At 69.2% G+C, this 20198-nt stretch carries 19 protein-coding genes and 2 pseudogenes; 4 read left to right on the top strand and 17 right to left on the bottom strand.

Features of this window, described 5'->3' with window-relative positions; genetic code table 11:
• Window positions 1-129: 129 nt before the first annotated feature.
• The 7 genes from dhaM to ACIGQF_RS03745 form a co-directional block, all read right to left on the bottom strand.
• On the bottom strand, window positions 130-540 hold the full coding sequence (dhaM, locus tag ACIGQF_RS03775; protein ID WP_399705062.1) for a dihydroxyacetone kinase phosphoryl donor subunit DhaM: 411 nt from the start codon (window positions 538-540) through the stop codon (window positions 130-132).
• Window positions 537-1103 (bottom strand): dihydroxyacetone kinase subunit DhaL, encoded by a 567-nt coding sequence (gene dhaL, locus ACIGQF_RS03770; RefSeq protein ID WP_361567448.1) that lies wholly within the window; start codon window positions 1101-1103, stop codon window positions 537-539. Before dhaL ends, dhaM begins: the two co-directional genes overlap by 4 nt.
• A 198-nt stretch (window positions 1104-1301) precedes the next feature.
• Entirely contained in the window at window positions 1302-2294 is a 993-nt protein-coding gene (dhaK, locus tag ACIGQF_RS03765; RefSeq protein WP_399705059.1) for a dihydroxyacetone kinase subunit DhaK, read from the bottom strand.
• Window positions 2295-3042: 748 nt separating this feature from the next.
• Complete coding sequence (locus ACIGQF_RS03760; RefSeq protein ID WP_399705056.1) at window positions 3043-3567, bottom strand: hypothetical protein; 525 nt, start codon at window positions 3565-3567, stop codon at window positions 3043-3045.
• Window positions 3567-3833 (bottom strand): hypothetical protein, encoded by a 267-nt coding sequence (locus ACIGQF_RS03755; RefSeq protein WP_399705053.1) that lies wholly within the window; start codon window positions 3831-3833, stop codon window positions 3567-3569. Before ACIGQF_RS03755 ends, ACIGQF_RS03760 begins: the two co-directional genes overlap by 1 nt.
• A gap of 144 nt (window positions 3834-3977) precedes the next feature.
• The gene (locus ACIGQF_RS03750; RefSeq protein ID WP_399705050.1) at window positions 3978-4109 is read right to left on the bottom strand and encodes a hypothetical protein; all 132 of its coding nucleotides are present in this window, start codon (window positions 4107-4109) and stop codon (window positions 3978-3980) included.
• A 199-nt stretch (window positions 4110-4308) separates the two neighbouring features.
• On the bottom strand, window positions 4309-4932 hold the full coding sequence (locus ACIGQF_RS03745; protein ID WP_399705047.1) for an ANTAR domain-containing protein: 624 nt from the start codon (window positions 4930-4932) through the stop codon (window positions 4309-4311).
• A 600-nt stretch (window positions 4933-5532) separates the two neighbouring features.
• Here ACIGQF_RS03745 and ACIGQF_RS03740 point away from each other — a divergent pair.
• Both ACIGQF_RS03740 and ACIGQF_RS03735 read left to right on the top strand, forming a co-directional pair.
• Entirely contained in the window at window positions 5533-6273 is a 741-nt protein-coding gene (locus ACIGQF_RS03740) for an ANTAR domain-containing protein (RefSeq protein ID WP_399705044.1), read from the top strand.
• A gap of 793 nt (window positions 6274-7066) precedes the next feature.
• Window positions 7067-7780: a hypothetical protein gene (locus ACIGQF_RS03735; protein WP_399705042.1), complete on the top strand. Its 714-nt coding sequence runs from the start codon at window positions 7067-7069 to the stop codon at window positions 7778-7780.
• 195 nt (window positions 7781-7975) lie between these two features.
• Here the strand turns inward: ACIGQF_RS03735 and ACIGQF_RS03730 are convergent, their stop codons facing one another.
• The 6 genes and pseudogenes from ACIGQF_RS03730 to ACIGQF_RS03705 all read right to left on the bottom strand — a co-directional run bounded on the left by ACIGQF_RS03730 (window position 7976) and on the right by ACIGQF_RS03705 (window position 14277).
• A complete protein-coding gene (locus ACIGQF_RS03730; RefSeq protein WP_399705039.1) occupies window positions 7976-8221 on the bottom strand; it encodes a hypothetical protein in 246 nt (81 codons plus the stop codon).
• 411 nt (window positions 8222-8632) lie between these two features.
• A complete protein-coding gene (locus tag ACIGQF_RS03725) occupies window positions 8633-9385 on the bottom strand; it encodes a GAF and ANTAR domain-containing protein (protein WP_399705036.1) in 753 nt (250 codons plus the stop codon).
• 581 nt (window positions 9386-9966) lie between these two features.
• On the bottom strand, window positions 9967-10707 hold the full coding sequence (locus ACIGQF_RS03720; RefSeq protein WP_399705034.1) for an ANTAR domain-containing protein: 741 nt from the start codon (window positions 10705-10707) through the stop codon (window positions 9967-9969).
• Window positions 10704-11429, bottom strand: a complete 726-nt coding sequence (locus ACIGQF_RS03715) for a GAF and ANTAR domain-containing protein (RefSeq protein ID WP_399705031.1) — start codon at window positions 11427-11429, stop codon at window positions 10704-10706. The genes ACIGQF_RS03720 and ACIGQF_RS03715 overlap by 4 nt, the downstream gene beginning before the upstream one ends.
• Window positions 11430-13269: 1840 nt before the next feature.
• Window positions 13270-13635: pseudogene (locus tag ACIGQF_RS03710) on the bottom strand (transposase family protein); the annotation flags it as partial.
• A 306-nt stretch (window positions 13636-13941) separates the two neighbouring features.
• The gene (locus ACIGQF_RS03705) at window positions 13942-14277 is read right to left on the bottom strand and encodes a helix-turn-helix transcriptional regulator (protein ID WP_009719372.1); all 336 of its coding nucleotides are present in this window, start codon (window positions 14275-14277) and stop codon (window positions 13942-13944) included.
• A 171-nt stretch (window positions 14278-14448) separates the two neighbouring features.
• Between ACIGQF_RS03705 and ACIGQF_RS03700 the strand changes: the two genes are divergently transcribed.
• Window positions 14449-15591 carry an FAD-dependent monooxygenase gene (locus ACIGQF_RS03700; RefSeq protein ID WP_399705027.1) on the top strand — a complete coding sequence of 381 codons (1143 nt, stop codon included), beginning with the start codon at window positions 14449-14451 and terminating at the stop codon, window positions 15589-15591.
• Between the two features lie 725 nt (window positions 15592-16316).
• Here ACIGQF_RS03700 and ACIGQF_RS03695 read toward each other — a convergent pair.
• Window positions 16317-16577, bottom strand: a complete 261-nt coding sequence (locus ACIGQF_RS03695) for a hypothetical protein (protein WP_399705024.1) — start codon at window positions 16575-16577, stop codon at window positions 16317-16319.
• A 248-nt stretch (window positions 16578-16825) separates the two neighbouring features.
• Between ACIGQF_RS03695 and ACIGQF_RS03690 the strand changes: the two genes are divergently transcribed.
• Window positions 16826-17287, top strand: a complete 462-nt coding sequence (locus ACIGQF_RS03690; protein WP_399706422.1) for a hypothetical protein — start codon at window positions 16826-16828, stop codon at window positions 17285-17287.
• A 72-nt stretch (window positions 17288-17359) separates the two neighbouring features.
• On the opposite strand, the pseudogene ACIGQF_RS03685 reads toward ACIGQF_RS03690, so the two are convergent.
• The 3 genes and pseudogenes from ACIGQF_RS03685 to ACIGQF_RS03675 form a co-directional block, all read right to left on the bottom strand.
• Window positions 17360-17563: pseudogene (locus ACIGQF_RS03685) on the bottom strand (DNA-binding response regulator); the annotation flags it as partial.
• A 57-nt stretch (window positions 17564-17620) separates the two neighbouring features.
• On the bottom strand, window positions 17621-18457 hold the full coding sequence (locus ACIGQF_RS03680) for an RNA methyltransferase (RefSeq protein WP_399705021.1): 837 nt from the start codon (window positions 18455-18457) through the stop codon (window positions 17621-17623).
• 513 nt (window positions 18458-18970) lie between these two features.
• Window positions 18971-20176 (bottom strand): cytochrome P450, encoded by a 1206-nt coding sequence (locus tag ACIGQF_RS03675; protein ID WP_399705018.1) that lies wholly within the window; start codon window positions 20174-20176, stop codon window positions 18971-18973.
• Window positions 20177-20198 lie beyond the last annotated feature (22 nt).

The raw sequence follows: 20198 nt of genomic DNA, 5'->3' as shown, positions 1-20198 counted from the left end.
GGGCGCGATGCGGGCGTCCCCGCACCCGCGACGCGGCCGGGCCGGTACGTCACCGGGCCCGGTCCGGTGCGGCACCCGAGGCGCAGGCGCCCACACCGGCCGACCCCGCCCCGCCCGGCCGTGCCTCGCTCACTCCTTGCGGTAGGAGTACGCCTCCGCGGCAGCCGTGGCCACCGCGTCCAGGTCAGCGCCGGCCGACGCCGTGACCGCGGCGGCCACCGCGCCCTCCAGGAACGGCGCGTCCACCAGCCGCGTGCCCTCCGGCAGTTCGTCGCCCTCGGCGAGCAGCGCCTTCACCGTCAGGACGGCGCTGCCCAGGTCCACCAGGACGGCCACGCCCGCGCCGCGGTCGACCGTACGGGCCGCCTCGGTGACCAGCTCGGCGCTCGTCCCGAGCCCGCCGTCGGGCGTGCCGCCCGCCGCCGCGACCGGCGCCTTCGCGTCGCCGCCCGCCAGCCCGGTGGCCAGCTCCGCGACCGACTCGGCCACCGCGCGGCTGTGCGAGACCAGCACGATGCCGACCGGTGTGTCCGCGCTCATCCGGTCACCTCCGCGAGTGCGGCGAACAACAACGCCGACGACGTGGCCCCCGGGTCCTGGTGCCCGATGCTGCGCTCGCCCAGGTAGCTGGCCCGGCCCTTGCGTGCCTGGAGCGGCGTGGTGTCGACCGCGCCCTTCTCAGCGGCCTCGGCAGCGGCTGCGAACGAGGTGCCCAGTGCCTCGACCGCCGGGTCCAGCGCGTCGAGCATCGTCTTGTCGCCCACCGCCGAGCCGCCGAGCTGAGCGACCGCGTCGACCCCGCCGCGAAGCGCCGCCCGCAGCTCCTCGGCGGTCACGCCCGGCGCGTCGCCCAGGGCCTTGCCCGCACGGCGCAGCAGCGTCCCGTACAGCGGTCCCGAGGCGCCGCCCACGGTCGAGATCAACTGCCGTCCGGCGGTGGTCAGTACGGCACCGGGCGTCGCCGGCGGTTCCGACTCCAGCACCTTGGCGACGGCGGTGAAGCCGCGCTGCAGGTTGCTGCCGTGGTCGGCGTCGCCGATGGGGGAGTCCAGCTCGGTGAGGCGCTCGGCCTCCTGGTTCACCCGGGCGGCGGCAGCCTGCATCCAGCGGATGAAGAGCGCGGCGTCGAGGGCCGTTTCGGTCACGTGCTGCTCCTGAGGTCTGCGGTACGCGTAGGGATACGAGTACGGGACGAACTGGGGACAGGTACGGGGACAGGTACGAGTACGGGTGCGGAGACGATTACGGGGAGGGGGTACGGGGGTCCGGGCACTCGCGGGCGGGCAGTCGATCCTGGCAGGTCAGCGACCCCACCGTAGCCCGGGCGTCTGCACCGGCGCGTCCCACAGGCGGAGCATCTCTTCGTCCGCCTGGCACAGCGTCACCGAGCAGCCCGCCATGTCGAGGGAGGTGACGTAGTTGCCGACGAGCGTACGGGCCACGGGCACGCCGTGCTCGCCGAGCACCCGCTGCACCTCCGCGTTGAAGCCGTACAGCTCCAGCAGTGGCGTCGCGCCCATTCCGTTGACCAGCGCCAACACCGGTCCGCGCGGCTGCCAGTCCTGCAGGATCGCGCCCACCGAGGCGTCGGCGATCTCGCCCGAGGTCATCATCGGCCGCCGCTCCCTGCCGGGCTCACCGTGGATGCCCACACCGAACTCCAGTTCCCCGGCGGGCAGGTCGAACGACGGGGTTCCCTTCGACGGCGTCGTACAGGAGCTGAGCGCCACACCGAAGCTCCGCGAGGACTCCACGACCTGGCGGGCGAGCGCCTCGACACGCTCCAGCGGCTGGCCCTCCTCGGCCGCGGCGCCGGCCACCTTCTCCACGAAGAGCGTCGCACCCGTGCCGCGCCGCCCCGCCGTGAAGGTGGAGTCCTCCACCGCCACGTCGTCGTTGACGAGCACGCTGGCGACCTGTACGCCCTCGTCCTCCGCCAGCTCCGCCGCCATCTGGAAGTTCAGCACGTCACCGGTGTAGTTCTTCACGATGAACAGCACGCCCTTGCCGCTGTCCACGGCGGCCGCGGCGCGCACCATCTGGTCCGGTACCGGCGAGGTGAAGACCTCGCCCGGGCACGCCGCGTCCAGCATGCCGGGCCCGACGAATCCCCCGTGCAGCGGCTCGTGCCCACTGCCGCCGCCCGACACCAGCGCGACCTTCCCGGACACCGGCGCGTCCCGCCGCACCACGACGCGCCCCTCGACATCCACGACCAGCTCCGGATGCGCCGCCGCCATCCCCCGCAACGCGTCCGCAACCACACTCTCCGGCACATTCATCAGCATCTTCACGGGTACCTCCTGGTGAGATTAGCAGCCTGGCCTCTGAGCAGTGTTTCCGCAGGTGGCGGTAGGTATGCCCAGCTCTCGATCTTGGCGGTCCATGTCGCTCCGAAGCGGCTCCCGGCGGGTCTGATGCTGATTCGATGCTGACTTACCTGACGGGTTGTCAGTCGCAATCGGAGCCCTGCGCCATCACCTACCGGAGCCGTTCAGCCCCAGTATCGACTCCATGGCGATCGAGGTCACGGATCACGCTGGAAGGCTTGGCGCGCGACGCGGACGCCATCGGTGAGCGCGGTGTCTCCGGTGCTCCCGTGTGGGGTGGCGGCCATCCGCGAGGTGAAATTGCATATGACAGAAGTCGTGTCAGGGGCTTCTCAGGCCTCTGTGAGCCTGCGAGCATCCTGTTGGGGTTGGCATACCTGTGGGGGTGTTGCATGACGTCTGTCCAGAGCAACGATCAGCGGCTGCTCGACCGCATCCTGGATGACCAGCGTCGGCGGCTGGCGCCGGAGCAGGGACGGGACGACTTCTTCACCTACCCTTCACGGGTCGACGGCAGTGCTGCGGGGCGTTCTGCAGGTCGTGCTCTCACTCGCTCAGGTCCTGGAGCGGGCGCCCAGACGCCCGAGGCTCACCCATCGCTTCTGCTGTGGCGTGATCCAAGCGGAGCTCTGTCCGCTGCGGCCGAATCACGAGTGCTCGGCCGCAGCGCCAGCGGTGCTGCCAGCCGCCCATGAGGCCAACTGTGACAGCTCTAACTCGTCATCTCTGCATGAGCCCCGGTGGTGCGCACTACATCCCCTTCGATGTAGGCCGTCTCGCCGGTGGCGAGGGCCTGAAGTCCAACCAAGGCCCGTAGCCGGCCCTTCGGCGTCAGCTTGTCGATGACTTGCAGGGTGGGAAGCACGCGCACCTCAGCCCGTGGGTCGCGGTAGGTGAGCTGCTCGACGTCCTTGCGGGGCATCGACTCGGTCGCCAGCACATGGGTGATGACCTTCCTCCGGCGCATCTGCACCCAGGCCAGCACGACGCGCCGCACCAAAGGGAGGCCGCCCGGGGCGCCATGGAGCACGTTCTGAGTTGCCTGCTCCAGGGATTGGCCGCCATACACGGTTCCGGTGGGCAGCATGGTGCAGCCGAGGAGGCCGACGACGAGTGCGCCCGCACCCACCGGGACGAGTAAGGACACGCCGATGATCGGTGGCCGCCAGTTCTCGTACGGGGCTGCCTTTCGGACTGGCGTCGGGGCGGCGGGAGCTGGCGCCGTGATGGTGGGCATCAAGCTTCGCCTGCCACAGCGGCGACGATCTGTTCGAGGTGCTGCGGGCGGCTCGTACTCGGGATGGGGGCGGTGTGATCACCCCGGTCGAGCAGCCAGCGCAGCGGCGCGTGGATTCCCGCTGCACGGGCCAGGGATCCGGCGTCGAGCGGGGCAATCAGCACGTGATCCGGGTAGGGGTAGAGCGCGTCGCGATTCAGGTGCTCGGCGGTGTGGGGGCCGTAGGCGTCGGCGGTGTCGATGTGGGTGATGCCGTAGGTGTGCACGGCTTGGCGGAGCACACTGAGCGCGGTGTCCCGGTCCTCGGGGTCTCCCCCAGGTGCCGGGGCCCGTCAGGCGCATGGTGCCGAACCCGAGTCGGGACACCGACTTGTCGGCGATGGTGATGGTGCCCGCGGGCGGTGTGGCGGTCATGCGGCCGCCTCTTGGAGGAAGAGGCGCAGCGCCTGCTGAACGGCATCCGCTTTGCTCGCGAGGGCGCTGGTGACGCGGGTGTGCGGGACCGGGTCGTCGGCGAGGAGGCCGTGGACGTGGCGGTCCACCAGCTGGCGATAGTGGGGGTCGTAGGCGTGGCTCTGGTCGACGGGGATGCCCGGGGCGTCTTGCCGGTGGAGTGGGTGCCGAGCACGCCGATGCGGATGGGTGTGTTCACCACAGGGTCGGTTCCTCTTCTGGGTACCCACATCCACCCGGATGGCACCGTCCCGTTGGCACGGTCGTTGCCTGCCGCGTTCACCTCGATCAGCCCTCTTCGGGGAGGGGCAGGCCGTCATGGACGACGGCGTGGGCTAGGGCACTGAGGTCGATGTCGCGACTGTGGGCGTGGGCGCGCAACAGGCCCAGCGCTTGGTCGACGGAGAGGATATGACGGTGGCTGATGATGCCGATTGCCTGGTGGATGGCTGCCAGGTCCGGTGGGAGGCGGATAAGTGGGGGCGCGTTGTCGGGGGCTTCGGCGCCGACGGTCCGGAGGAGGAGTTGGGCGGCGTCCAGGTGGATTCCGGCGGTGCGCCGGTCTGCCGGGGACAGCGGGCCGGGCCGTCCGCGGTAGAGGGCAAGGACAATGCCGGCCCGTGCTGCGGACCAGGGGTGGGGTGCAGTGGGGAGTGCTAAAACGGCGCGGATGCCGTGGGTCGGCGCTTCGATGGCGTAGAGGGGCCACGGCCGCGTGATCTCGGGGTCGGTCAGGTCAACGGCGCGGATGGAGGCCCGCTGTTGCAGGGCCTGCACACACGGCCCCTCTCCCAGGTTGACCTCCAGGGTCTCGCCCGCCTCGGCCAGCGGGCCGTCGCAGCACAGCGATATCCGGCTGGCCGAGGCGGCGTCCGCCGCCAGTGTCAGCCCCACCGAGCACGGCGCTTGCATCGCTTCCCTGCATACGGTGGCGATGGCTTCCGGTCCCTCGTGACGACGGGCCAGACGGTCTGCCAACTGTACGGCCGCCGACCGCGCGGCCGTCACAGGAGGCTCGGCATGAAGCGCAGGGCGGTGGGGGCCCATAGGGTGCCCATCAACACGGATCCACCTCCGGTATCCGCCGCCGATGCTGCCCTGATCGGAAGCCGATGTAGGTGTTGCCCAGCGGAGTTGTTTCCCATAGTGCTCGGGCAGTCTGCTCCCACCGTACGCTTCCTCCTCTTCACGTGGGGCTCGTGGGGCGCAGGGCACAAGGCCGCCACCGCCGTGAGTGGAGTGAGAGGCCCGGACGAGCCGGCTCGGGCAATCTCGCCCCGATGCGCCCATCGTGGTAGGCGTGTTGGGCTGGAGCTGAATCGACCATGCTTCATGGCGTAGCCTGGGGGCAAGCCAGTGCTGGTTCTTTCCGGGTGGTCTCCACCCAGCCCCCGTGCATGATGCTTCCGGTCCGGTCGCTGGTACCTACGATCGGATGCCGTTGTGCCCCTTCCGCCCGTGCCTGCCGCAGGCCCACCTACCCCACCGGACGAACCCTCACCCTCGCGTGAGATGCGGGTGGCTGCCGCGCTGATCGACCTGGCCGACACCCTGGTCGCCGACTTCGATCCCGCCGACTTCCTGTACCGCGTCGCCGAACACTGCATGGATCTCCTGGACATCGGGGATGCGGGGGTGATGCTGGCCCTCCCGGGCGCCGGCCCGCTGCGTCTGGTCTCCGCCACCTCCGAACGGGTGCGCCTGGTGGAGCTCTTCGAACTCGACGCCCGCGAAGGCCCCTGCTTCACCGCCTACCACGACGCCGTCCCCATCGATCACACGGTCCTGGCCGTCTCCTCCCGCTGGCCGAACTTCAGCGCCCGCGCCCGCAGCGCCGGTTACCTATCCGTGCATGCCAGCCCGATCCGGCTGCGGAAGGAGACCATCGGCGTACTGAACCTTTTCCGCCGCGTCCCCGGCCCCCTGCCCGAAACCGACCGGCAACTCGCCCGGGCCGTGGCCGATGCCACCGCCATCTCCCTGCTCCAGCAGGCCACCCTGGACGACCACCGGCTCCTGAGCACACAGCTCCAGGGAGCCTTGAAAACCCGCAGCATCATCGAGCAGGCGAAGGGATACCTGACCTCCCACCACGCCATCGACCCCGACACCGCCTTCCAGCGCCTGCGCTCCCACGCTCGTCATCATCAGATGCGCATCGCCGACCTGGCCCTCCAAGTCATCGACGGCACCGTCAGCCTCCCTTTTCAGCCCGGTACCGATGGGGACCCGCACGAAGAAACCAGCCGCTGACCTGTATGTTGCTCACCTCGTCGGCGGGCGCGGCCGGACCGCGACTTCCTGCCGGCCCGGGAGCCGCACCTACGGCCATCGGGTGAGCCGTCACAACCTGGGATGCGCGCCTATCACCACGGTGAAGGGCACGTCGGCCGCACGCTGAGGAGGAACAGGACTACGCCCGTGGCTCGCCGAGCGCGTACCGAAAGCCGTCGAGGAAGTCGACACTGTCGCCGCGGGTGACACACTGCCATGCAAAAGCATGCTGGTGTCTGCCAATCGAACGGCTCTGTCGCACTCTGCCCTGCCACACTTCTGCCGCTTGATCATCTTGGCCTTGGGTGAGGCCGTTGAGGAAGGGCTCCCTCTTGGGCAGCGAGGCCTCGCGTACCTGCTTGATCCAGGTGGCGAGGCCCAAGCCGCATCAGTTCTGTCGGTCAGGCTCTCGGGGCGGGCAGTGAGGCGGGGAGGGGGTGATCCGGCGGAGAGCAAAGTCGTCGACGCCCCACGCGGCGTCCGCGGGCCGGGAAAGCATCCGCAGCAGGGCACGCAGAGTGGCAGAGTGTTTGGCTCGACGAACGGATGGCCAGAGCCGATACCAGGCCGCACCTCGCCCGCCCCGCCAACCTTTCACGGCGCCGCCCTGCGTGCCGTCGATTCCCGAACCGCGCTGAACGTACATCCTTTCCCGGGCGACGATGCCGGTTCAGCAGGCGGTGGGGTGTTCCCAGAACGAATCGCGTCGCATTGCCCGGCCATCGGTAAGTCCGTGGAGGCTTCCAGCAAGGAAGCGGCCATACTGAGAGGTGTGAACATTGGGCCGGCATCCGAACCGCCTGAGCAACCAACCACGCGTGAGCAGACTGCCCGAGATCGTCTGGACGACGACGGCACCGATGAACGTGCGCGCCTCAACGATGAACGTGAACGCCTGGTGCACTGGCGGGAGCGTCTGGCGGATGTGCGAGAGGACGCCGCGGACACCCGGGAGCGCCTGGCGGACGAGCGACAAGAGGCTGCGGACAAGCGCGAGGCTCGTCTTGTCGAGTTCGAGCACCGGCTGGACAGGCGGTCCCGCCGTACGGGAGGGGCCGCCGACGGTCCCCGGCAGCGGGCCCATGAAGCGCTGGGAAGGGCGCGAGAGCAGCTGGATGCCGGCTCGGCGCGACTGGACCGGGATGAGCAGGCGCTGCAGCGCTCGACGGCGCGGGATGAGTGGGAGCAGCGGATGATCGAGCGGGAGCAGGTGGCCACGCTGCGTGCGGCCGCGTCGAGCGACCCGGTACCTGCGCAGGAAGGGACCGATGAGCGGGTGCGGCAGTTGCGCGCGCGACTCCTCACCGCAGCGCTCGACCTGGCCCACGCGCAGGACGAGGCGGCCCTGCGGCACGAGCAGTTGGTGTGGGACGAGCCGGACGAGGAGGCGGAAAGCCACCGGCAGCGAGCGGCACAGGCTCGCCAAGAGGCGCGGTGGGCGCGTGCACTCGCGCAGCAGGCTCCCTTTCACCAGCAGCCCGGCTGACTGGCCCGCAGGATCGACAGCGGCGGGGCCGGCCGGCTGCCGGTGCGTGCCGGGGCAGGCTCTCCTCCCGTAGGGCGCGGTAGCGATGTGAGTCATGCCAACCGCGCCGGCCCGCCCATCATCAGCTCCCTTCCCGCCTACGACCACTGAGCCGCCTCGGAATCACTTGTCCAGAACGCGTCAGCACCTACCGGCTCAGGTGCAGCGGCAGCGGGAATCACCGTGAGGGGCTATCAGCACACAGAGAAGCTGTGCCGTGCAGCGAGTGACGCCGGACAGGTCCACGTAGACGAACGTGTCGGATTCGTTCGCTCGCCCGATGAGCCGTTCACGCAGCTCCGAAGCGGCGGAGAAGTCCAGTGCCCCGCTGACGAAGACGGGTGCGGGGAGCCGCATCGGCAGCGGAGGGTTGCGGTCGGAGTGCAGGTATCCGATGGTCATCGCGGGCCTGGTCCCGGCGCAGTGCGTATGCGCTCGATGCCGTGGTTCTTCGAGAACGAGGCCGGCACGGGCGCCGGTGTCGAGCCCCTCTGCCGTTCCCGTATGCTCCTGCACTTGCCAGGTATGTGAAAGCGGCTCGTGCCCATTCTTGTGGTCGCGTACGCGACGTCACTGTTGCGCTCTGCGTGACACCGGCTCAGGACGGACGCCCGAAGACCGTCCGGCCGAGGCAGCCAGCGGTCGGCCTTGTCCTGAGCCGCACCGCGGCGCATCGACCGGCCGCATCGGCAACTCCGTAACCGTTGCCGGACAGGAGGGACCACACCGGGGCGCGAGTCGCGCGTCGGAGATCGAACCGTCTGAGCAGCCAACCGCACGTGAGCCGGCTGTCCGGGCCGCTGAGGTGTGCTTTCAGCGGGCTGGATCCGGAGGGTCCTGCGTCGAGTCCTTCGTGAGTGGTGTGTCTTCCGTGGTGCTGGGCGGGAGGGCGACGGTGCCGTCGATGACGTCGCGGGCCAGGTCGGCGAGGCGGATCCGGTGGCTGCGGGCGTAGGCGCGCAGGCGGTGGAAGGCGGTGTCGGGGTCGATGGAGTGGTGGGAGGTGAGGTAGCCCTTGGCCTGCTCGATGACGGTGCGGGTGTTCAGGGCCTGCTGGAGCTGCATGTTCAGGGTGCGGTGATGGTCCAGGGTGGTCTGTTGGAGCAGGGAGATGGCGGTGGCATCGGCCAGGGCCCGGGCGAGGTGCTGGTCGGCGTCGGGCAGGGGGCCGGGGACGCGGCGGAAGAGGTTCAGTGCCCCGATGGTGTCCTCACGCAGTCGGATCGGGCTGGCGTGCACGGAGCGGTAGCCGGCGAGGTGGGCGCGGGCGCTGAAGTCCGGCCAGCGGGAGGAGGGGACCACCATCGTGTGGTCGACGGGGGCGGCCTCGTGGTAGGCGGTGAAGCAGGGGCCTTCGCGGGCGTCGGGTTCGAAAAGTTCCACCAGACGTACCTGTTCGGAGGTGGCGGCGACCAGGCGCAGGGGGCCATCGGCAGCGGCGAGCATCACCCCGGCGTCCCCGATGTCCAGGAGGTCCATGCAGTGTTCGGTGACGCGGTACAGGAAGTCGGCGGGGTCGAAGTCGGCGACCAGGGTGTCGGCCAGATCGATCAGTGCGGCGGTCACCCTCCTCTCACGCGACTCAGAGGGCTCGCCCGCTGTGGGCGGGCCTGCCGCAGGCGGGGGCGGAAGGGGCACAGCAGCCTCCGATCATCGGTGTCAGCGACCGGACCGGAAGCATCAGACACGGGGGCTGGGTGGTGACCACCCGGAATCTACCTGCGCTGACCTGCCGCCAGATTACGCCGCGGAGCATGGTCCTTCCAGCACTCGCCGAACATTCCGCAGGGCATAGGCGTAGGAGGGTGGGGAAGGATGCCGCCTCGACCGGTACACCGGCGGTCCGGCCGGAGAGGGCCCTGAGCGTGCGTTCCGCACAACCACCAACGCGCGGCGGAAGACGAAGCCGGCCTCGTCGACATCTCCCGCGTCGTACTCCACTCCGCAAACGTGGGGGCGAACAAGGGAGCGCACACAAGCAAGATCCCCACTGCGGCCGGTATCCCATGGCCCGGCGGCTTCACGCGGGCAGGAGTGCTACAAGCGCCTCGTCCGCCTCGCTGTCTGAGACAGGGGCCAAGCCTGCGCTGGAGGCTGCCGGCGTATGCGGGCTGGGCAGTTCCACCGTCTACCCGCAGCGTGCGGGCCTATGTGTCTTTGGGGGGCCAGGTGTGGGTGCGCATGACTTCGCGGGCGATGTCGTGCAGCCTTGCGCTGTGTGAGCGGGCGTGGTCGCGCAGGATGGTAAACGCGGCGTCGCAGTCGATGTCCAGGTGCCCGGCGAGGAAGCCCTTGGCCTGCTCGATGATCAGGCGAGTGGTGAAGGCATGTTGCAGCTGGTCGACCAGGATCTTCTGGTCGGCGACGGTCTGGTGGGCGATCAGGGCGATGGCGGCGGTGTCTGCCAGAGCTTGGGCGTAGGTGCAGTCGGTGGCCGTGAAGGGGCTGGCGTCGCTGCGATAGAAGACCAGCACACCGCGGATGGTGAGGCCCTGGCGCATCGGGGCTGCGTACAGGGCGTGGAAGCCGGCGTCGGTGGCAGGCGAGCGCTGCTGGGGCCAGGCGGAGGCAGCAGCGGACAGGTCGGTCACGGAGACGGCGTCTCCGCTGGTGTAAGCGGCGGTGCTGGGCCCGCTGGCGTGGGCGGGGTGCGCGGCGAAGGAGGCAGCGGCGGCCGAGGAAGCGGCCACGGTCTCCAAGGCCCCGTCGGCGTCGGGCATTTCTATACTCAGCGCGCTGCCGGGTACCACGGAAACGGCGTGCCGCAGTACCAGAGCGGCGTGCGAATCCAAATCGAACGGCACGTCGCTGTAACTGGTCAGCGCCAGCAGGGCGGCGACCAGGGCCTGCTGCCGTGGTTCGCCCGGTGCGGGGGAACCAGAGGTCATGGCAGTTCCTCCGCGGGGAGCCGCCGCTGGAGAAGGTCGTCGGCCACCTCGGCCAGCGGGCGCTGTGCGACGAAGGCGTGCGCACGTAGCCGGGCCAGCGCCTGATCCGCATCCAGGCCCAGGCGGGCGATGAGGAAGCCGACGGCCTGAGGAATCACTGCGAGCGACGGCGGGAGGAGCGCAACTTCCTCCTCGTCCTGATCGGAGGCGATCAGAGTGGGGGTGTCATGCAGCAACAGTACCGCTGCCGCTACCGCGTAGGCTGCCGCCATGCGCTCCCCGTCTGTCGACAGCGCACCGGGGGTTGCGCGGTAGAGCGAGAGCACCGCCACCACCTGATCGTGCAGCAGGACAGGGAAGGCGAACACCGCCCGGATACCTGCCTCGCACGCCTGCCTGGCGAACACTGGCCAGTGCCGCGCGGTCCCGTCCGCCTCCAGGTCCTCCGCCAGTACCACCCGCCGCTTTGCATGCGATTCGATACAAGGGCCCTCGCCCAAGTCGAGCTGCAGGGCTTCGCCTGGTTCGGCGAGCCGGCCGTGCGTGCTGACGGTCAGCCGAGCCGCGGTCGTTGGCTGCATCGCCATGGTCAGCCCTACGGCATCGATGTCCGGCACCACACCCTGGCAGTGCTCGGATATCTCGGCCAGACCTTTCCCTGCTGTCAGCATGGCCACCAACACGGCCACCAGCTCCGTATTCGACGACGGTGCCCCGCTCACGGGGTGTCCGGCCCATGCGGATGGTGCGAGCACGTTCCTCTTGCCGGGTGCATCGCATGCTCCCGATCTCCTGAACGCCCACTACCAGCCGTGCAGCCGAAAGCGCCCGCCCGGGCTACCACAGGACTCAGACAGCGCCCCGGCTGGGCCGCAACCGTCCCGCCCCCTCATGGTAGGGGTGAGCGTTGCCAGGTGTGGCGTCCTTCGCCCTAGTTGTCGTAAGTCATCTGATGTGCTCAGAGCCCATCCGCCACCGGGCCGACGGCTGGGCCCAGATGCCGAAGAAGGTCGCGCGCTGGGCGTATGCGTGCGTGCACCGTTCAGGGACCGGGGCCGCGCGAGCAACACTCACCCCCCGAAGTTCACGCCCTCACCCCACCCGACGTTGGCGGCGATGAGCTCGCGGAAGGCTCCGGTCCAACGTTCCGGCGAAACCGCGTCGCCCGGAAAATGCCAGGGGCATGTGGACATACGGCTTGCCCAGGACTGCAGCGATTCCTTCGCGACGCTCGAATTACCCGAGGTGGACGCCCGTTCAGCATCGTAGGTCATTGCTTGGCCTCTCATATCAGGCAGCACGCCGGCGCTGCCTCGCCGCCCGACGCAGCTTCGGGGACTGCCCTCCTGACCTGTGTGACGCGGGGCCGACCCGCAGCGGTCAGGACGCTGGTGGGGCTCAGGGGGGTACGTGATGTGGAGGTCGACGGCTGCCAGCAGGGCATGCAGTGTCAGAAAGCTGTCCATGAACATGAAGAAAGGAATCCGAACGTATTCGTGAGCTCTTCGAGGTTACTGATGTCACGCAGCTTCTCGGCGGTTACGGGACATCCACGATGCGGAAGCTGGGGATGTCTCTTCGGCGTGGTTGTCGTACGCCCAGGTAGTTGGCTCCCCCGAAGAATTTGGCCATGGCGACAATGTCCCAGAGCGGCTCGTGCAAGGTTCTTCGCTCACGTGTGGTGACGACTGGCATGTTGCAACTCAGGGCGCCGAACGGCAAGCAATGACGTCTTTCGGTGTTCTTGGGTAGACGCGCAAGACGGTCGGGGGTGGTGCGACGCGCACGCCGGAAGCCAGCAGGGATCCAGCACGACGCACCCGAACGGACCGGAACGGGCGGCAGGGAAGTCAGCACGGAGCCAGCACGGACAGGCGTGGGCTTACTCGCTTCGGAGTGAGCCCAAGCCGCTGACCTGTATTTTGTCAGTCGTGGGGGCATCCGTTAACGGAGGGGGCGCGCAGATCATGGACATCCGCTTCCTCTGACGCGTCACGGGCGGCGAGGCGCGCCACCCTACTCCGAGGGACTCATCGTCATTAACGGAGGCCTTCGCGCTGCCTCCGTCCGAAGCGTCGAAGCGCGGATGTTTATGAAGCCGGGTACACAGTCGAAGCACTCGACGACGCTAAACCCTCGGGTTGTGGCGGCGGCCGGCGAGTTTCTCTTAGACGTGGTCCGGAGCACGCTGCAGCTCGATCAGATCAAGCATGCAGTGCGGGCCAAGGGCCTACAGGAATGACCTAATCCTCAAGGAGTGTTAACGGGGCAGTCGGTCCAGCAAGCGGAGCTCGGTACGTGATACCGCATGTACCCGGTCACGCCAAATCGCGCTCACGGTGAAAACTTATCTGTGGTCCGTAGGGTGCGGGCCACTGAAGTGATAATGGGGTGACTGGTCGTGGCCACTGAATTCATGAGCGTTAAAGAGACAGCGGAATACCTGAACATGTCGGTGACATGGGTGTACCGAGAAGCGCCAAAGTTGGGTATGGCGCCCTACAAGTTCGGGCGCGGTCGCAACGCCAAGGTTCAGTTCAAGCTTTCCGAAGGGAAATATGTTTCCCCAGGGGAGAAGGGTCCGTCGGCGGCGATCCGGTCGATCGGCAACAGCGTGCCGTCCAGGATCACGAACGCCTTGCCGGAGGCTGTCCTCACCGCCTCGGCGAGGGTTGGCGCCAGAGCGGCCAGGATGTCGACGGCCTTGGCGATGTACCGGTAGGCGGTGGTGGTGCCCACACCGAATCCGGCGGTGAGCTGGGCGTAGGTATGGCCGCATCGTAGATGAGCCAGCACGAGCAGTGCCTGCCGTCCGGCGGTCGGCCGGCGCCATCGTGTCCCTTGCGCAGGACGACGTGCGGTCAACTCACGGGCGAGGAAGCGCAGAGCGGAGGTGGACAGATCGACCCCGACCGGGTAGACGAACATGCGGAAGCTCCTGGCAGGATGGCTTGGACTCGACACGCACCCCTCTACCAGGAGCTTCTCCACGCCCGGACCCCACCCTCACCCCCCAGTGGCCCTGCTCCGCACGCAGGTTGAGGAATCTCAGTGGGTGTGGGCGTGAGGGAGTGTGCGGAAGAGTTCGGCGCCGATCACGAGCGCGGGACGGTGGTCGAAGCGACACCGATCCCATTCGTGCCCGCGTCGTGCTCGGCTACCTGCGAGCCGCGCGCGAGCTGGATTCGGTAGGGCTCGCGGCTCAGGGCCGACTCGGACTCCCCTCCGGTGTGCTCAGCGAGGAGCAGTACCGCCCGGGGACTCTGCGCCCAGGAGCGTGAGCAGCCCGGGGAATCTCTTCTCGATGTCCGCGCGTCGTAGTCGGATGCCCTTGCGGTTGCCGTAGTCGATCTCGTCAATGAGACCTGCCTCGCGCAGGACCCGGAAGTGGTGGGTCTGGGTCTGCTTCGAGATCGGAAGATCGAACGAGTTGCAGCCCCGCTCGCTGTCGCTGCGGTCGGCGGCCAACTCCGTCAACACCGAACGACGGTGCTCGTCGGCGAGGGCACGAAACACCGCACCCAGATCGAGCGCATCGGCCTCCGGGCCGACCAGGTTCCTCCCGGCCACGCCGCACCTCCTTCAAGTACGACTTGCATCGTACCTGAAGGGCGTGCTCCACTTAGGTACGAAATTTTTCGTACCTTGCCAGGGTGGCGCTGCCCCATGCCGCCGCGCCCTGAGCCCCGGCCCCGGCACTCACCGGGGACCTGGTCATCGACACTCCGAGAGGTCATCGTCATGAAGAAACCCGAGGTGCTGATAGTCGGTGCCGGAATCGCAGGGCCCGCACTCGCCTACTGGCTCTCCCGGAATGGATACCGGCCAACGGTCGTCGAACACGCCCGGCAGCTGCGCTCCGGTGGTAGCGCGATCGTCGTGAAGGGACCCGCGATCCCGGTCGCCGACCGCATGGGCATCCTCCCGCAGCTCCACGGGCTCGCCACCCGCAATCGGTCGCTGTCCCTGCTCGACCCCGGCGGCAGGCGAATCCTGCAACTCCCGCTCACCTCGGACAAGACTCCGACGGTCGAAGTGACCCGAGCCGACCTGTCCGAGGTGCTCCACCGGTCGGCGCAGACCGAGGCCGAGTTCTTGTTCGACGACACGGTCACCGCTCTCGACCAGGATGAAGGCGGGGTGGACGTCACCTTCCGGCGGTCCGCGCCACGGCGCTTCGACTTGGTAGTCGGTGCCGACGGGATGCACTCCACCGTACGGCGCCTGGTCTTCGGCCCCGAGCGGCAGTTCGCGAGCGACCTGGGCCTGTACGGCGCGACCGTCCCGCTGGAACCCGACGCCATCGAGGACCCGACCGAGATGACGATGCTGACCGTGCCGAACCGGATGCTGGTCCTCCACCCCTCGCGGACCACTCCGCTCGCGATCTTCACCTTCCGGGCCGCACAGCTAGCGCCCCACGACCGCAAGAACATCGCCCTTCACAAGCAGACCGTGGCCGACGCCTACGCCGACGTGCGGTGGCGGGCACCGGAACTCGTGGCGGCGTTCCTCGACCACCCGGCTCCGTTCTTCGACCCCCTGACCACCGTCCGGGTGCCCTCGTGGTCCCGCGGACGGGTCGTACTGCTCGGGGACGCGGCGGCGGCGACAGCCCTACTGGGCGACGGGTCCAGCATGGCGATGGCGGGCGCGTACGCCCTCGCAGAAGAGCTCGCCGCCCATCCCGGTGATCACGCCCGCGCCTTCGCCGCCTACGAGTCGCGGCTCCGCCGTGAGGTAGGCCCGCGGCAGCGACGCGTCGGCCTGCTCTCCAGGCTCATGGTGCCCCGCACCCAGCCGGGCCTCACGGTGCGCAACGCCGTGGGCCGCGCGGTCGGTCGCACGAACCGGATCGCCTCTCGCGAAGCCGCGAACCGGTAGACCGAGCCCGCACCGACCGGTCACCGGTCGGTGCGCAGCTCCCCTGTAACTCCCAACCGGGTCGGCGCCGCCCTGTCCGACGAGCCCGGCGTGGCAGGCCATCGCCGATGCGGCAGGTCGACTGCTGTCGGCCTCACCCACCGTTCCCGGCGCTCGCCACGACATGGGTGCTGCCGGTGACTACGCCCCCGCGACGCGGAGGTGAAGTGCTGCACGGACAAGGCATATCGAGGCGCCGGCGGCACCACCCGGGCGCCCGTCCGCGGTCGGCGTCTCAAGCTGCGGCAACGTCGGCACAACAGCGCCCAGGCCGGGCTCCGTTGCCTCGGCGAGCAAGCCATGGCCGCCCTGAAGGGCCGGCGCCTCCCGCGGAAACTCCGCTGTAGCACCAACCGAGTCACCGCCATCGTGAAGACCATCCCCGCCCGTCGTCACGCCTCAACCTGAGGTTGGAAAGGGCTCAGTGCCACCACGGAGTCAGCCACGCCGCTAGGCCGTTTCTGATGGCTCTTGTCGGGCGGGGTGGACCAAGCTCCGCTGCGGGCACGCGTCGGGCATGGTGCGGCGACATGAATTGACCGACGCGCAGTGGCGGAAGCCGGCGATTGAGGTCACGGATCACGTCGAAGGGCGTTCCGGGTCAGGAACGAAGCCGGTGCCTCGGGTGAGGTTCCTGAGGTACCGGCTTCGGTGTGGCGGAGACGCGCTTCGGACGGGCGAGGGGGTCAGGCGAAAGGGTCGCCCGCCACCCCGCTGAGGCGGACCAGCCCGGGCCTGCCCTCGTCGGTGACGCGCACGTACAGCGTGTAGGCCGAGCCGGTCTCCGCCGCCTTGGCGCGTGCCCAGGCCAGGACTTCGTCGACGTCGGCGCCGGTCACCTCGTAGTCGTCCGCCGCTTTCGCCGACCTGTCCCAGAAGCACGCCCGATAGGTGGCGTCGTCCTGTTCCCAGGTGGTGTCCCGCGGATCCACTTCTCGTACGTGCATGGGGCGATCGTAACGGCCCGGCCCTGCCGACAGGCGGTCCGCCGATATCGCGTCGGCGGACCGGGAACGTCTCCCGCCATTTCCTTCATTATGCGGTGACGGGTGGTGTTCGAGGTGTGCCGGAACCGGGAATGCCATTGATCGTCTACTGCCCCTCTGCGTAGTCTCCGTTCCGGACGTGCATGCAGGGCCGTGGCCCGTATGCAGGGCCGTGACCTGGCCCACCGTGATGCGATGCAGGGGGAAGTATGCGTAACTCACTCAGGGCGATCGCCGTTTTCGCCACGAGCCTCACCATGGCCGGCGGTCTGAGCGCCGGCCCCGCGATGGCCAGTGGTCACCACGCGGCCGATGCGCGCAAGTTCGTTTGCAAGGCGTCCGCCGACAGGCCGCACTGGTCCAAGGGGGCCAAGAGCGTCATCTACAAGACACGCGTCGAGTGCGCCGGCAGCGAGCCGACCGTCACGGTCCATTGCAAGGGCCAGTTGATCTATTCCGCCGGTGGTTCTCCGGCGACGGCCGCGTCGTCGAGTGAGACGCGCTCGGTCAAGACGGACGGCACGAAGACGACCTTCTATACGCCTGAGGCGGGTGGCAAGAAGGTGGACTGGTCGGGCAAATTCCAGGGCGCGACACACTGCACCAGCCCGGGTACCAGCGTCGAAATCGGCGACGCCACGACACCTGTGGTCTCGGTAAAGGTTCCGTAGGGAATTCCTGACGCCCGGGCTGCGGAATACGCAGCTCGCGATCCGACAGTGCGCTGTGCTCCCCGCGACGGGGGGCGCCGTGCTGTTGAGGCTGCGCAGCAGCCGCACCGTGACGGACGGACTGACCAGGGCCTCGCCCGAGGCCGCAGCGCGGACCGCCTCGACCAGCGGGGCGGGACCGGAGTCCTTGACCACGAACCCGCTGGCGCCGTCGCGCAGGGCGCGGTGGACGTACTCGTCGTCGAACGTCGTGGCGACGACGACTCGGGGCGGGTCGACCTGCGGGTGCGACACCGGGGCCGTCCGGCGGACCCACGCGCGCCGGCGGTTGCGTCAGGCCCGGTGTCGCGCCGCGGCGATGCGTTGGCGGTGTGCCTCGTACAGCACGGCCGTGGCGGCGTTGGCGGCGTTGAGGGAGCTCGCCGCTCCGGTCATCGGTATGCGGACCGTGTGGTCGCACAGGTTCCGCCACGCGTTGCTCAGCCCGGACGTCTCGTTGCCGACCAGCAGCAGCACCGGCTGGGTGAAGTCGAAGTCGAAGACATCGCAGTCCCCCTTTTCGTCCGTGCCGACCAGGGCGATCGGCTCACCCGCTGCCCGCCGTGCGTCGACCCAGGGCATCACCGTGCCGGGCGAGGGTACGCGCACGGCAGGCACGGCGAAGAGGGAACCGGTGCTGGCACGCACGGACTTGGGGTCGTACACGTCGGCCGCGTGGCCCGACACGATGAGGCCGTGCGCCCCGAAGGCGTCCGCGGACCGGATGATGCTGCCGATGTTCCCCGGGCTTGTCGGGCGGTCGAACATGACGCCCAGGAAGCTGCCTTCGCCTCTGAACCTGCTGAGATCGTCGGCGGGCATTCCGACGACGGCGACCATCTCCGGGGCGCCCCCGCTCTTCTCCCCGAGGTCCGTCAACAGGTCGGGCGCCATGGCTATGTGCTCGGCGTCCACCCTTCGCAGCAGCTCCTTCGCCCACTGCGACAACGGCCGCTCGCCGTCGTAGAGCAACGCCCTGATGGGCCAGTCGAACTCCACTGCCAAGGAGATCGGGCGCACGCCCTGGACGAGGAACTCACCTGACCGGGCACGCTTGTTCCTGTTGCCGATCAGCGACTCCCATTGCTGGAAACGGGCGTTGCGTGCAGTGATCCGCTGGAGTGTCGGCACATGTCCTCCGAGGGAGCCGTCATCAACGAGGTGCTCCGAGCTTACGGAATCCGCACCGGTGGGCTGCCGCCGCTACGATCTCCAGCTCCCGAGCAACGGAGGAGAGCCACGAGCGACCGTCCGGTGCACACGGTGGAAGTGCCGTTGGGGGGAGGGCAGCGAGGACTCCGTGCGGGTCCAGATCCGGGAGGTGGGCGAGAGCCACGTCCGCGTGGCCCGGGGAGGCCGCTCGATGGCGCGGGCCGAACGGACGCTCGGCGAGATGCTGGACCCGGACAGTGGCGGTCGGGCCCGACGCCGAGGGACCGGGCCCGACGGTGAGAGGCCGGGCCCCCTGGCGACGGCCGGCCGTCAGGCGGCGCGGCCGGTCAGCTCGTAGCCTGCCTCGTCGACGACCTCCGCGATCTTCGCGTCGTCGAGCTCCCGGTCGGCAGCCACGCTCGCCGTGCCGGCCTCGACGTCGACCTCGACGCTCAGTACGCCGCCGACCTCGTGTCCGACGCGCGCGAGGGGTTACTCCGCGCCCCAGGTGACGGGCAGGCTCCGGACCCCGTAGATGTTCGCTTCGGGGCGCAGCGGCACCTCCTCCGGCGGGGCGGCGAGGCGGAGCGTCGGGAAGCGGGCGAAGAGCGCCGGGAAGGCGACGCGCATTTCGACGCGGGCCAGTTGCTGGCCGAGGCACTGGTGAATGCCGTGGCCGAACGCGAGGTGCCCGGTGGCCTTGCGGTGCAGGTCCAGCGTGTCGGGGTCCGCGAACCGCGCCGGGTCCCGGTTGGCCGCCTGCACCGATACCGCGACCGACTCGCCGGCCCGGATCAACTGGCCTTCCAGCTCCACGTCCTGCAGGGCCGAGCGCACTCCGGTGTGGGTGATGCTCAGATACCGCAGCAGCTCCTCGACGGCCTGGTCGACGAGGGCGGGGTCCGCACGCAGGGCGGCCGCCTGCTCGGGGTGGCTCAGCAGCGCGAAGGTGCCGAGCGCCAGCATGTTGGCGGTGGTGTCGAGCCCGGCCGCCAGCAGAAAGCCGCCCAGTCCGGCCAGTTCCTCGTCGGTCAGGTCCGTGGTGGTCAGATCGCTGAGCAGATCGTCGGTCGGCCGGGCGCGCTTGGCCACCACCAACTCGGCGATCAGCTCCTGCAGTGCGGACAGGGCCGCGAGCTGCTCCTCCAGGGAGGCGTCGGTATCGGATATCCCGGCGGCCTGGCGCTTGAAGCGGTCGCGCTCGGCCGCCGGTACGCCCAGCAGCTCGCAGATCATGAGGGCGGGCACGGGATGCGCGTACGCCGTCACCAGGTCCACCGACGGTCCCTGGCGTTCCATCGCGTCCAGGTGCTCGGCGGCTATCTGCTCGACGCGCTCGGTGAGCGCCCGCATCCGGCGGACCGTGAACTTGCCCATCAGCAGCCGCCGGTAGCGGGTGTGGTGGGGCGGGTCGATCCCGGTCATGTCGCCGACCGGGGCCGGGCCCATCTCCACCTCGCCGTCGTACGGCGTCGGGGAGTGCATCAGGTCGTACCGCGAACTGAACCGCGGGTCGCCGAGTACCGCGCGGACCGCCGAGTGTCCGGTGGCCAGCCAGCCCAGGTGGCCGTCCGGGAAGCGCATCCGGCGCAGCGGCCGTTCCTCGCGCAGCCGTCCCAGGTCGGCGGGCGGGTCGAAGGGGCAGCCCGCGGGGCGGGAGGTCGGCAGTCCGGGAACCGGTGAGAGAGCCTCGGGCATGAGGAATGGCCTCCATCGGGAG

This window comes from Streptomyces sp. NPDC053560 (assembly GCF_044544605.1).
Classification (GTDB): Bacteria; Actinomycetota; Actinomycetes; order Streptomycetales; family Streptomycetaceae; genus Streptomyces.
This window is presented reverse-complemented; position numbering and strand designations above follow the sequence as displayed.